Source organism: Peribacillus sp. S4, from assembly GCF_046715815.1.
In the GTDB taxonomy this organism is placed as follows: Bacteria; Bacillota; Bacilli; order Bacillales; family DSM-1321; genus Peribacillus; species Peribacillus frigoritolerans.
Genome location: NZ_CP175708.1, coordinates 2,756,127 through 2,768,523, shown reverse-complemented (window position 1 = coordinate 2,768,523; position 12,397 = coordinate 2,756,127). Strand labels below are relative to the sequence as shown.

The window sequence follows — 12,397 nt, the reverse complement described above, 5'->3', positions numbered from 1 at the left end:
AGTATGGTGCCAAATGGGAGCCTTTTTAGTGCACATCTTTTTTGGCGTGAATATTAAAGCTAATTTCTTTAAATTTTGTTTTAGTTTATTCAAGGAAGATTCAGTATACTACTTTGTGGTCGTCACACTGCTCAGTATAATAATATCCTATAGTATATTGAGCACCTTATTCAAAATTGCAGAGCAATATTTCTTATCCAGAAGGTTTAAACAAAAGCTTTTTCTTTCAAAAAACGTTGATATGACAAGGAATGTAAATGAAACATTCAATCGGGTCAACAATGATATCTTAGTTGTGAACGCTGAACAGCCGCTTGCGTTTACGATTGGTTTCAGGAGGCCTTTCATTGTGTTCAGTACTGGTTTAATTCGATTACTGGACTTTGATGAACTAGAAGCGGTAGTGGAGCATGAGGCCTTTCACCAAAAGAAATATGATCCACTGGTCATCTTTATTTTACAGTTGATTTCAAATGCGTTATGGTTTGTCCCATTGACAAAATGGTGTCATAAAAATTACAAAATAATAAGTGAATTATCAGCCGACGAAAATGCGATTCATAAAATGGGGACTGAATTAGGAATAAGTGCCGCTTTATTGAAGTTAATTAAACATGGGTGCACTGATAAATCCTTTCCTATCCTTGTTCATTTCTCGAATGAATCAGTTAACTATAGACTTCAGCAATTAATTGATCCCCATAAAACAATTCCTTTAAGGGCTGAAACTACCACGATTTTTGTTTCCATTTATGTTTTGGTTATCCTTATAGGAATGACTATAGTGATTGTCTGATGACTTTCACTTGATTTTTTTACCACTTTACACTACACTTTGTAGTGTTAAATATAAAAAAGGAGATGTGTCATGAATAAACAAGAAATCGGTACCTTTTTATTAAGGGTTATGTTGGGAATTTCATTTTTCTTGCATGGTTTGTCAAAATTCAAAGGTGGATTGGAAAACACTTCAGGGTGGTTTCAAAGTATAGGCATTCCCGGATTCATGGCCTATGTAGTCGGTATGATTGAATTGGTTGGAGGAATTGCTTTAATAATAGGTCTTGGAACAAGAATAATTTCTGCCCTCCTTGTATTCATCATGGCTGGTGCAATTGTTTATGTGAAATTCCCAGCAGGTTTTATGGGGAATGGGGAAGGCTCAGGGTATGAACTGGATCTCGTTCTTATGATTATTGCGCTTCACCTAGTATTGAATGGAAGCCGCTTCCTATCTATAGACTCTAAGTTACCAAAACTTAAAAAAACACAGGATTCAGAAAGGATAGCAAGTTAATAAGATTAAGCGACATTACAAAAATTCCAACACTTTTTTCTTGAGGCATGATACCGGTAATCTACTAGGGTCATGCCTTTTTCATTTCACCTATTCTTATTTGAAATGCTTCATGATTTGAAAAACCACGAATAAAAGAAGTTTTCCATAACTGCCATAACGTGACATACTTTGTCTATACATCAATAACCTTGGAATTTTCAATTCAACATGTAGAAAATTTGATAGTTTTCTGTAAATTCCCATTGACGAACGCATGTTCTGTGTTATAAAATTCAATCATGGGTAATAATGGTATAGTGATTATTGCCATTGACAGTTCAAAAGCAAGCTTGGAAATTTCCAAGCTTAGTAAAAAAATCAAAACAAAAGGAGTCATCTAATTATGACCATGCGATTATCTCCATATTTAATGATGAACGGAAATGCGAAGGAAGCGATTCAATTTTACGAAAAAGCATTGGATGCAAAAGTCCTCTTTAATCAAACTTTTGGAGAAATGCCAGAAAATCCTGAATTTCCTCTGCCAGAAGAAGCAAAGGATCTTGTGGCACACGCAATGTTAAAGGTTGGGGAAACGGACTTCATGTTTTCGGATACGTTTCCAGGTCAAACCAGTCAATCTGGAGATCAAGTCACGATCTGCATTTCAATTAACGAAATTGAAAAATCAAAACGAATCTTTGAAACTTTGTCGCAAGGTGGAGAAGTAAAAATGCCTCTGCAGGAAGCTTTTTTCAGCCCTGCTTATGGGATTGTAACAGACAAATTCGGTGTAACCTTTCAAATTTATACAGAGGGTGAAAAATAATTTGTTAAATAATAACAGCTGTTTTGGTGAATAGTTGCAGCTGTAATGTGTGAATAAATAAATCCCGATTTCTCATTAATATTACTGAGAGACCGGGATTTTTAAGTATGACTCTTATCTCTTTTCATAGGGCATCAAAAGATCCCCCCACGGAAGCATATAAGATAACATCACGTTTATAGATTAAGTAGGCGTTCATTCTCACTGTCACTGGATTCTATATTCAATCTGAATGTATATATATAGCTCGTCACTCCACCAATGATATCATGAATACGTAGTTTTCTGGTTCCACAATTTTACTCTGATACATTATCGTTATCTCCCTGTGATATTCGTCATATATTCTTCATCTATTTGTTCTTTGTTTAGAATATGCCTATGCTATTATTTAAAACATTGACATACAAATTAGGCTCCTTCTTTGTAAAAATTTTTCCTTTTAATAAGGTACTATCATATCATTCGAAGTAACAATTCATTGCGTAATAAGGGGAAAGGGGAAACAATGTGAACACAGATCAAGCTTTCGACCTGCTAAAGGATGCAGGAGTATCAGAAAGCAGTAGTATACAAACTGTTAGACGCTGGCTTCGTGAAGGTAAGATTAAATATGAGGGAGGCATCGGGAATAGGAAAACCGGATACATAATGGATGACACAGATCAAGCATTTGAAATGTTAAAAGATGCAGGAGTAACAGAAAGTAATAGTGTACAGACTGTCAGGCGCTGGCTTGGCGAAGGTAAGATTAAATACGCCGGGAACGGAAAGAGGAACACCGGATACATAAGTGATGACACAGCTTCAAAGCTGGCTATAAATGATAGTATAAATCAAAATAAGGACGAAATCATACACCGATTAAAATTAAAAATACAAGCTCAAGAAAAGCATATAGAAGGTATCGAAGAGCTTCATGAGACAGCAAAAAGAATATTGATTCAGCAAAGGGATATGTTCAAAAAGGAAGTTGCCATTCTAAAGAATGAGAAAAGTGAATTACAAAATGAATCAAAGGATTTATTAAAAGAAAATATTGAATTACGTAATGAATTGATAAAATTAAAAGAAAAAATCAGAAACAATTACATGATGGACTCCACTATTCAATCCAATGATTATAGTGAAAAATTAGGGCTTTCTAAAATGGCGAGCGATAAAGAAGTATTGGCAGAATATAAAGGGTTACTAAAAATAACTCATCCAGACCATAATGGCAACGCGAAGGTATTTCATTACATTAAGACTGATTACGATAATTTTAGAAAGAGCAACAAAGGTAAATGAATAGTGAATGTATGCAAAGGTATTTTTACATCAAACCTAAAGAAAAACCTAGGGGAAAAGCGTAATTTGAAACGTCGGAAATAGTTTGATGGGACGAAACAGTGTCAATTTAGACTATTAATCATTATTTTATGTTTGGCGATTTTAAATAGGAGAATTTTAAATGAACGAATAGGTGCCATTGTTCATTAGGCACCTAAAATTGAGGCTTTTAAAGTCTATCGTATACACATCATGAGCGGCTACTCTGTCTCCTCATCCATTGTGTTGCAACCCATTTTTCCCCCGTGATAACGGGCGCCCCACCGTGTAAAGTTAGTTCGTTTAGGTTTTTATCGTTGTAAAAATATTCGAAATACACAGCCATTCCCTTTCGCGGAGATACTGAAAAATTCAATTTAGGAAAAAAAGTTTCCCCTCCATGCTCCACATCATTTAAGTACAAGATGATTGTGCTAATTCTATTATTTTTTGCTGCAATACTTGAAGATGTAAAAAAATCAAAATGAGCTTTATACTCTTGTCCAGGAGTGTATTTAAGAATTTGAATACCCTCTCCATGTTCAACGGGTATATTCATGATTGTTGATATCCTTTTTTCAATTTTGGTAAGGATGTCATATTCATTTTCTTGAAAAAACATACTGCTGCTTGTTCTTATCTCATTTACTTCGTGCGTAACTCCAATTTTGGAACGATTCATTTTGTCTTTTGACATTTCAATAAGTCCGTCACATTCTTCGTCACTCAAAACATTTTCTAAAACTACAATTAGAGGTTCTTCTAATCTAGCAACTACATTTATTTCTCTGTCTTCAGTTTTGATTTTATTTCCAATATGATTAAAAATCGTTTGTTCTTTACTTGTTTTATTATCCACTGTCAACTTTCATCGACTCCCAAAAGAATGAATTTTCAGAACAAAAAGTTTGGATTATTCTGTAAGCATTTTCCTATGTTAATTATACCATGAACATTGTTATGTATCTGTTACTTATTTCCGTCGACAAGTAAAAATTACTGGATGAAAGCTATTCTCTTAACCCTATCAAAGCCGTTTTCTTTCAGAATGAGCACAATGAAAAGGGGACGGAGGATTCAAACCAAGAATCTTAGAGAAAAAGAGACAAAGGATAAAAAGTAATAGTACGATAGTGAATGTTAAGGAGTGATTGAAAGTGGAGAACTTTAAATCTATCTGTGTTACTGAAGGAATTAAAAAAGTGGATGTGATAAAAAATCCGACGTCGTTTCCACTGATCGGAAAGGGGGCGCAAGGGGCCGTTTTTAAAATTTCTTCAGATAAATGTGTGAAAATTTGTGCAAAACCAGAATTTGCGGCTAAAGAGGGAAATGTATTAAAAATTGCACAGGAGTCTCCCACTATTCCACGGCTTTATGAGGTGGGGTATAACTATATTATTATGGAATAACTTGAAGGGCCAACTTTATTTCAATATTTAGAATCTGGGGGGATCCTATCCGAAAAATTGATGAGGCAAATTCTTTTTGTTTTAAAAGAAATGAAGCGATTAAAGTTTACCAGATTGGATGCCGATTTGCGCCACATTATTGTAACTAAGGAAGAAGAGTTAAAAGTAATAGATCATTATAGCTCCTTTACACGGATTCGAAACAAACCAGAGTTGATATTCAAAGGCCTAAAAAAGTTAGGTCTATTACCAATGTTCATGGAAGAGTTAAAAGAAATGGCTCCCGAATCCTATATAGAATGGAAAAATTTATAAATAAAAAAAGTAACTCCTTTAAAGCAAATAAGAGTTACTTTTTTCTATGGAAATAACCAGCGTTATTTGGGATTGCTATGATGCTGGATGATACGTTCAACGATTTCAGGCAATTTATTTTTCTGTTCTAAAAGAAACTTGTAGAGAGCATCTCTATCCTTCGTTTTCACATTCCACTCTTTAGGGAGGGATTCGATTACTTGATAGATCGATTTGTTCGGCAATTTCACAATTTTTTCTATAAACGATGTAAGCTCTTTGTGATCATCGAGAAGAGAGAAGGCCCACTTATAAAAAGGCCAATGGTAGTTATATACTGGTGTTTCACTTAATGTTTGAGCAGACCATTGGTAGCGTCCTGGAAAAACTCTGCCATGATCAATCATATGGACATAATATCCGCCATCGCTGAGATTTTCCAAAATGACATTCATCGTACCTCGATCAGAGTTATTCACCCATTGGTCGAATACCGTTATACCGGCAAGCATATCCCGGTTTTTAACATCCGTCTTTGTGGGAGGATTTTCTCTAACATTCTCGAAAACGGTACTGTTTCTAATAAATACACAGCCATATTGGTATCCAGAACTATAGTTGTGTTGAGTGGATTGTAATTCAGGCGTCTTCTTGATGAAATCTTCCGGTATATATACAAGATCAAATGGGATAACGGGAAGTGAAAGGAGCTCTGCCAACTTTCCGATCAGGTATTCATTGACCACTTCCTTTTCTCTGTCTTTCTTAGTATCGAACCACTTCACGACATATTCTTTACCATCGCTGAAAAGAATGACATGTGCGGTTCCGCCCCTTAATGTTTGTACATATTTAACTGGATATTTTGTCATATCACTTTGTCTCCTTTAAAAATATTTGTCTAGCTCTTTTTCATTTTCACCTTATCTTTTTCATTAACATTATTGCTTCTGTATTGATTGATGAAATTCATTATAAGTTTCGGTAAATGACTTTTCTTAAAAGAAATTTGTACAGCACTTCACTTTTTTCCTTTGGGAAGGAATACAAATGATGTTAAAATCCATCATTTAGCATAGAGACGGCAAATGGATAAGTTTCTTGGTAACTGATACAGTACCTGAGAACTCATTTTTGCATGCTACGATATCACCCGAATTCTGGGATCAATCATATGGACAAAATTGTCGCCTTCACTAAGTTCAAGTAAAATACTATTCTCGATAAATAAACACGAATAGTGGATCTGAACTAAATTTGTATTTTTGGAATGTAATTTGGGAGTATTTTTATGATTTCGTCATGGGTATAAATTAGTCCGACGGGGACAAAAGGAAGGAACAATGCTAATTTATTGCACACATACTCAATTACTACTATTATTGGTTCTTTTATTTTCAGTGCCATTCATTTAATTACAAACTTTTTACCATCGCTAAAAAGCATGACATGTACCTTTCCACAAATTAATGATTTTACGAGCTCAACAGGTTATTTTGGACTGACTCATGGTTAATTAATTTCGTTGTTTTTTTCTATTAAGCTGTATAGCCTTTGTTGTTCGATGATTTGTTTATTCAAATCGAAATTTTCATCAATTACCTGTCTTGCACTTCTGGTATATCTCTTCCATACTCTTGGATGACTCAGGAAATATTTTAGACCTTGAGCCAATTTTAAATCATCTTTCTCAGGAACAAGGTAACCTGTTTTTTTATGCTCAATCAATTCCGGAATCCCAGCGTGAAAGGTGGAGATGACTGGTAAACCACTTGCCATAGCTTCTTTTAGTGCATTTGGAATCCCTTCTACATCACCATCTTCGCCTGTTTCACTGGCAAGGCAAAAGAGGTGGGAATCTCTTAATTCGTTAGAAATTTGGTTTGAATCCATTGGTCCTCTAAGAAAAACGCGCTCGTTTAATTGATTTTCATCAATGAAAATTCTTAACTTCTCTTCATCTTTACCTGTCCCAATGATGTGCAGTGTCGTTCTTGGGTATTCCTGATGAATCCGTTGAAAAGCCTTCAAAAGTGTAAGGAATCCCTTTTTTTCGACAAGTCTGGCTACGGACAAGATTCGGATTTCTCCTTCATTAGGTAGGGAACGTTGGACAAATGGGTATAAATCTAAATCCAGCCCCCCATATAGTACATGTATTTTATCTTCTTTAAATCCTAATTTTTTTAATTCATCTGCAAGAAAATGGCAGACTGAAAAACAAGCAGCTCCATGTTTTACTAAATTTTGATATCGGAGGACATTTTTGCGAAATCTCTTAAATGTTTGAGTGGAAGAATCACGTCCTCGAAAATGTACAACCAAAGGTATATCATACTCTATAGCTGCTGGTAATATATCGATGGAATGTTTCCCCTGATGAGCGTGAATCGCTACGACATTTTGCTCCTTAAAGAAGGCTCCAAGGTCTTGAATTTCGTTCAAATTATAATAGTGTTCAAACTGATATTGAACATTGTCGCAATTTGGGTATGGGCCTATAACAATAGGGCGATATTGATCCAGCATAATGATTTGATTGTACATAAATCCTTGATTGATTTTTATAGGTTCTCTAATGTAAAAAGCGATTGTCTTCACTATTTCAATCCCTTTCTTCTATCTAAAATCAAATTTTCGATAAAACTTTGAAATATTTGGCGATCTCGTTCAGAAAGATCATTCGGAAAAGCGGACCATTTAAAAAATTGTACTTTTTGTATTTCTATATCATCAGGTTTTAAATCTCCGCTGAGTATTTCTTCGGTAACGTAAGCAATGTTGACTGAAAAGTATTGATCACCATTAGGCAGCTTCGTAAAATAGTCCTTCCCTGAAAAAACGCCAATTAATTGAAGGTTTCCGATGTTAATTCCTGTTTCCTCCAAAATTTCACGTCTGCATGCCTCTTCCGCAGATTCTCCTAATTCGATGAAGCCGCCCGGCAATTTCCACATTTTTTCGGATTGTACCATTAGAAAACGGCTGTTCTGATCGATAACCAAAACGGTGACCCCAGTAAGTATCAAAGCTCTAGTTCCAACGAGAGCACGTAAATCTTCAATGTATCCCATCTCAAGTCCCCTTTCTGATATTTTCTGGTTAATCCACTTTTATAGTAAATGCAAAATGGAAAAGATTTGAAACGGACAAGTACATATATTTGTTTGTTTTTTGTAAAGTTCTTATTTGTATGTGTATGAGCATAAGAACCTGAAGAAATGCTAGGAAAGGCTTTCCTTAAGAACTCAATAAAAGAAGGTATGACTTAATTTTTTGAAAAAGTGTTATTATCCTAAAGCAACTATTCGATGATTTCATAGTATAGATATTATGGTTATTAATAAGCAGCAAAGAGGTGGTAGATCAGATGAATGATTTTAAATTAATTAGGGTTGAAAGAATTGAAAAGAACGGTAAAAAGGAACTTCTTATTCATAATCCAACCACATTAAAACTAATTGGGGCAGGAAGTCAAGGTGCAGTTTTTCAGCTTGATGAAGATATTTGCGTAAAAATCTATGTCAATCCAAATGCAGCAACTAAAGAGGGGAAAGCACTTGAAGCAGCTAAGGATACTCATATTGTTCCGAGGTTATATGAAGTCGGACCAAACTATGTAATTATGGAATATTTAAAAGGTCCTAATCTAAAAGATTTTTTGAAAGGGAAGCAAGATATTCCCGAATCGATTACAGAACAAATCATAATGATTCGAAAGGAACTGAAGAGAGTTGGATTTATTAGAATCAAGACCTCAATCGGACATTTTGTTGTAACAAAGGGAAATGTGCTGAAAGCAATCGATCATTCAGATGGCCTCACAATGAATGATCCATATAATCCAAAGATGTTTCGTGATTTAAAGAAATTGGGGTTATTGGATACTTTCCTGAAACAAGCAAAGAAAATCGATCCTGAATCGTATGAAGAATGGCAAAAAAATATCGACTTCAATGCGATATAAATGAGAATATGCGAAATGTTAAGTGGGCCAATATCGCAAAAAATCTATGATGATTTCCTACAAATCCAATTATGTCGTACAAGCAGGGAAACTTAAAAGAGGAAAGTCGAACCCTTAACATAAAGGAGTTCGACTTTTTAGTTTGGAATTCTCCAGACTCTAAAATTCGCAATATGGGCGGAAATGCATTATTTCTCCCGTTCCTAAAAGTGCACGTTCGGCATTTATTAGGACAAATTACAATATTCGTAAAACCATTTTTACAACCAGATAACGATTTTTCCTTATTAAAGTGGTTTTTTTATTTTTTTTTGGATGATGGTATAAGTTTAACGTCTACACATGACAAACGCTCAGTCATTCAAAGGCGTGTTGAATAACTATAGAAAGAAAGTGATGGTTATTTATCTATGAAAGATCTGTCTATGCAAATAAGAAAATCGGAAACCACATGTATGGTTTCCTAAACTAAAATGAGGTGAATCATTTTCAAACATCCCTAAATTTGATACCAAACATTTAGATTAAGACTGCTTAAACTGTACCATTTTTTGGGCTTCCATTACTCTTGAAGTATAGACCGGAATGATTACGATGGATCAGTTGTTGTCCCGACACAATAAATTACAAGTACATTGCTATCATTATGATCGGCAACGGCAACACAATCATGTCGACAATACTAAGAAATAGTGAAATAGCCTATCTCCGATTGTCCATATACTGATTCTGCAACAAAAGTTATTTGAAACATAAAAAGGTGAAAGTAATTTCAATTGGGAAGACGATTTTTCCAACTACACAATATGTAATACAAATGTGCCTCCATAACCAATAAATAGTGAAAAGGGTGGGAACCTAATGGGTAAAAATGATCAAACAGATAATCACAAGGAAGACAACAGGAAAAAATATAACCATATATTAGAAAATATTCAAGGCCAACTCCAACTCCAAGAACAAAAACAGAAGGATCTTCAGGTTCAACTTCAGAATCAATTAATTAAACAACAAAATGATACTTTAAATAAAATCTTACAAGAAATAACGAAGATTTCACAACCACTGGAAAAAATTCAAGACCAACTCCAACTCCAAGAACAAAAACAGAAGGATCTTCAGGTTCAACTCCAGAATAAATTATCTAAACAACAAGATGAGCATTTAGATAAAGTCTTACACGAAATATCGAAGCGTTCACTGCCACTAGAGAAAATTCAAGACCAACTCCAACACCAAGAAGAACAACAGAAGGAACTTCAGATTCAACTTCAGAATCAGTTAATTAAACAACAAGATCAAACTTCAGATAAAATCTTGCAAGAAATAACGAAGATTGCACAACCACACCCCCCCTTATTAAAATCACCTTTTAGCATAATCGATACCCTTGATTTAGATGTAGAAAAAAAGGCGCAAATTGCGATGTTTATAGCAAATAGCAGTAGTGGTAATAAAAATGAAGATGAAACTCAATAAAGAAGAAGAGGCTGTTAAAGCCTCTTCTTCTTTATTTGAAAACAAGTTCATTTCCATCGGATTTCGGTGCACAGTAGTTGCCATACGTCGAAACTAGACGAAGGTTGCAAATGGAGCGAAATGATTCATTAGAATTGTATCCAATATGCTAAGTTTTGCTCTTCACGTACCGAGAAAGTAAAAGTGTTGCATTAGCCTCTAAAAGGATGATAAGTGTTGTTGCTTTAGGAGTGAAATTCCTTAACTATATCCATTCAACATAGATCGAATTCTTATTAAAAATGGATGGGGTTAAAAAAACCTCCCCTTTCATTTGAAAATTCCCACCTCAAAATCATGAATACAGTCCGTCATATATTTTAAAATGGCTGTTTTCACATACTTTGTTGCTATATACCAAGTAGTGAGGTGTGGTTGATTTCCCCTCCAGATGCTCGCTTTCCTTGGTGCGGGCGGTGAGCCCCCTCGGCGTAAACGCCTGTGGGGTCTTCACCTGTCCCGCCACTCCCGCAGGAGTCTCGCACTTCCGCTCCAATCAACCTTAGATAGTTTCGTTTTAAAAACAACAACCTTTACGAAAAGAGCCTTTAAAATTAAACAAAAAACTGATCCTGCGATGGAGTTTTTCAAAGAAAGGGAAAGGGAAATCGGTTAGGCTACTGTACCGGAAAAAGCTCTACAGTGGTTAATCCAAACCGTATATCGATCATTTCAACCTCCATTACATAAAAAGTGTAATGCAGGTTTTAAAGGGCACTAACCGACAGGATGCGGGGCCCGGCCACAGCCTGATTGGAATTCTTCCATATATAGCCTACTGGCCCCTGTTAAATAAAAATGGACGAATTGGGCTACTAACTAGACCGTAAGTTGTCCTATTGCATATAAAGGATTAATGAATGATAAAAGGGAGGCAGCTTATGAAAATCCGAAAGGCCATTATTCCGGCCGCAGGTCTAGGGACCCGATTTTTGCCTGCTACAAAAGCTCAGGCTAAGGAAATGCTGCCGATTGTTGATAAACCAACGATTCAATATATTGTTGAAGAAGCAGTAGCTTCGGGCATAGAGGAAATAATTATCATAATCGGTAGAGGAAAAAGATCAATAGAGGATCATTTTGATAAATCCTATGAGTTGGAAGATGCACTTTTAAGAAAAAATCAGCTCGATATTTTAGAGGAAGTTCAGAAAATATCCAGCTTGGCAAATATCTATTATGTCCGCCAAAAGGAACCGATGGGGCTAGGACATGCAATTCTCTGTGCTAAAAGCTTCATTGGAAATGAACCTTTTGCCGTTTTGTTAGGGGATGACATCGTTATGTCTAATACACCCTGTCTGAAACAAATCATCAGTGTTTTTGAGTATTGCAACAGTTCAGTCGTAGCTGTTCAGAATGTTCCGGAAAAGGATGTCAGTAAATATGGAATTATTAAGCCAAAAGGGACAATGATTGAGCCAAACCTTTTTCATATAGATTCTTTGGTGGAAAAACCGAAAAGGGAAGAGGCGCCTTCCAGATATGCGATAATGGGGCGTTATGTTTTTAGACCCGAGATTTTTGAAACGCTTTCCAAGCTTCCGGTTGGACATGGTAATGAATTACAACTTACTGATGCCATTAATGAGCTAAATAAACAGCAGGCTGTATTAGCATATAACTTTGAGGGAAACCGATATGATATTGGTGATAAAGTTGGATTCATTAAGGCAACAATAGACTTTGCTTTGCGCAGGGATGATATAAGAGACGAGGTACTTTCCTATTTAAGGGATGTAAATAAGAAAGAAAACCTCCAAATTATAAAGAGAGAGCTTGAATGA

Annotated in this window: 13 protein-coding genes; 9 read left to right on the top strand and 4 right to left on the bottom strand. The window is 35.4% G+C overall.

The window, feature by feature from the left end; all coding sequences use genetic code 11:
• Window positions 1-28 precede the first annotated feature (28 nt).
• The 4 genes from ACJ9PY_RS13130 (at window position 29) to ACJ9PY_RS13115 (ending at window position 3,398) form a co-directional block, all read left to right on the top strand.
• On the top strand, window positions 29-796 hold the full coding sequence (locus ACJ9PY_RS13130) for a M56 family metallopeptidase (protein WP_411740211.1): 768 nt from the start codon (window positions 29-31) through the stop codon (window positions 794-796).
• 72 nt (window positions 797-868) lie between these two features.
• Window positions 869-1,297 (top strand): DoxX family protein, encoded by a 429-nt coding sequence (locus ACJ9PY_RS13125; RefSeq protein WP_057277572.1) that lies wholly within the window; start codon window positions 869-871, stop codon window positions 1,295-1,297.
• Window positions 1,298-1,682: 385 nt separating this feature from the next.
• Window positions 1,683-2,108 carry a VOC family protein gene (locus ACJ9PY_RS13120; RefSeq protein ID WP_057277574.1) on the top strand — a complete coding sequence of 142 codons (426 nt, stop codon included), beginning with the start codon at window positions 1,683-1,685 and terminating at the stop codon, window positions 2,106-2,108.
• A gap of 510 nt (window positions 2,109-2,618) precedes the next feature.
• Window positions 2,619-3,398, top strand: a complete 780-nt coding sequence (locus tag ACJ9PY_RS13115; protein ID WP_063576160.1) for a hypothetical protein — start codon at window positions 2,619-2,621, stop codon at window positions 3,396-3,398.
• A gap of 232 nt (window positions 3,399-3,630) precedes the next feature.
• Here the strand turns inward: ACJ9PY_RS13115 and ACJ9PY_RS13110 are convergent, their stop codons facing one another.
• Window positions 3,631-4,284, bottom strand: a complete 654-nt coding sequence (locus ACJ9PY_RS13110; protein WP_063576161.1) for a 2OG-Fe(II) oxygenase — start codon at window positions 4,282-4,284, stop codon at window positions 3,631-3,633.
• Window positions 4,285-4,576: 292 nt separating this feature from the next.
• Here ACJ9PY_RS13110 and ACJ9PY_RS13105 point away from each other — a divergent pair, with 292 nt between their 5' ends.
• Window positions 4,577-4,831 (top strand): hypothetical protein, encoded by a 255-nt coding sequence (locus tag ACJ9PY_RS13105; RefSeq protein WP_283928555.1) that lies wholly within the window; start codon window positions 4,577-4,579, stop codon window positions 4,829-4,831.
• A gap of 57 nt (window positions 4,832-4,888) precedes the next feature.
• On the top strand, window positions 4,889-5,146 hold the full coding sequence (locus tag ACJ9PY_RS13100) for a hypothetical protein (protein WP_411740210.1): 258 nt from the start codon (window positions 4,889-4,891) through the stop codon (window positions 5,144-5,146).
• A gap of 62 nt (window positions 5,147-5,208) precedes the next feature.
• Here the strand turns inward: ACJ9PY_RS13100 and ACJ9PY_RS13095 are convergent, their stop codons facing one another.
• The 3 genes from ACJ9PY_RS13095 to ACJ9PY_RS13085 form a co-directional block, all read right to left on the bottom strand.
• Window positions 5,209-5,997 (bottom strand): HipA family kinase, encoded by a 789-nt coding sequence (locus ACJ9PY_RS13095; RefSeq protein ID WP_057277578.1) that lies wholly within the window; start codon window positions 5,995-5,997, stop codon window positions 5,209-5,211.
• A 640-nt stretch (window positions 5,998-6,637) separates the two neighbouring features.
• Window positions 6,638-7,726, bottom strand: a complete 1,089-nt coding sequence (locus ACJ9PY_RS13090) for a glycosyltransferase (RefSeq protein ID WP_222619818.1) — start codon at window positions 7,724-7,726, stop codon at window positions 6,638-6,640.
• A complete protein-coding gene (locus tag ACJ9PY_RS13085) occupies window positions 7,726-8,199 on the bottom strand; it encodes an NUDIX hydrolase (RefSeq protein ID WP_057277580.1) in 474 nt (157 codons plus the stop codon). The genes ACJ9PY_RS13090 and ACJ9PY_RS13085 overlap by 1 nt, the downstream gene beginning before the upstream one ends.
• Before the next feature lie 296 nt (window positions 8,200-8,495).
• Between ACJ9PY_RS13085 and ACJ9PY_RS13080 the strand changes: the two genes are divergently transcribed.
• The 3 genes from ACJ9PY_RS13080 to galU all read left to right on the top strand — a co-directional run bounded on the left by ACJ9PY_RS13080 (window position 8,496) and on the right by galU (window position 12,397).
• The gene (locus tag ACJ9PY_RS13080) at window positions 8,496-9,092 is read left to right on the top strand and encodes a hypothetical protein (RefSeq protein WP_052137250.1); all 597 of its coding nucleotides are present in this window, start codon (window positions 8,496-8,498) and stop codon (window positions 9,090-9,092) included.
• Between the two features lie 861 nt (window positions 9,093-9,953).
• Complete coding sequence (locus ACJ9PY_RS13075; RefSeq protein WP_057277581.1) at window positions 9,954-10,571, top strand: hypothetical protein; 618 nt, start codon at window positions 9,954-9,956, stop codon at window positions 10,569-10,571.
• 920 nt (window positions 10,572-11,491) lie between these two features.
• A complete protein-coding gene (galU, locus tag ACJ9PY_RS13070) occupies window positions 11,492-12,397 on the top strand; it encodes a UTP--glucose-1-phosphate uridylyltransferase GalU (protein ID WP_214768371.1) in 906 nt (301 codons plus the stop codon).

Coding starts and splice junctions, on each gene's coding strand:
- ACJ9PY_RS13125 (WP_057277572.1), top strand. CDS start 869: ATGAATAAACAAGAAATCGGTACCTTTTTATTAAGGGTTATGTTGGGA.
- ACJ9PY_RS13120 (WP_057277574.1), top strand. CDS start 1,683: ATGACCATGCGATTATCTCCATATTTAATGATGAACGGAAATGCGAAG.
- ACJ9PY_RS13095 (WP_057277578.1), bottom strand. CDS start 5,997: ATGACAAAATATCCAGTTAAATATGTACAAACATTAAGGGGCGGAACC.
- ACJ9PY_RS13085 (WP_057277580.1), bottom strand. CDS start 8,199: ATGGGATACATTGAAGATTTACGTGCTCTCGTTGGAACTAGAGCTTTG.
- ACJ9PY_RS13080 (WP_052137250.1), top strand. CDS start 8,496: ATGAATGATTTTAAATTAATTAGGGTTGAAAGAATTGAAAAGAACGGT.
- ACJ9PY_RS13075 (WP_057277581.1), top strand. CDS start 9,954: ATGGGTAAAAATGATCAAACAGATAATCACAAGGAAGACAACAGGAAA.
- galU (WP_214768371.1), top strand. CDS start 11,492: ATGAAAATCCGAAAGGCCATTATTCCGGCCGCAGGTCTAGGGACCCGA.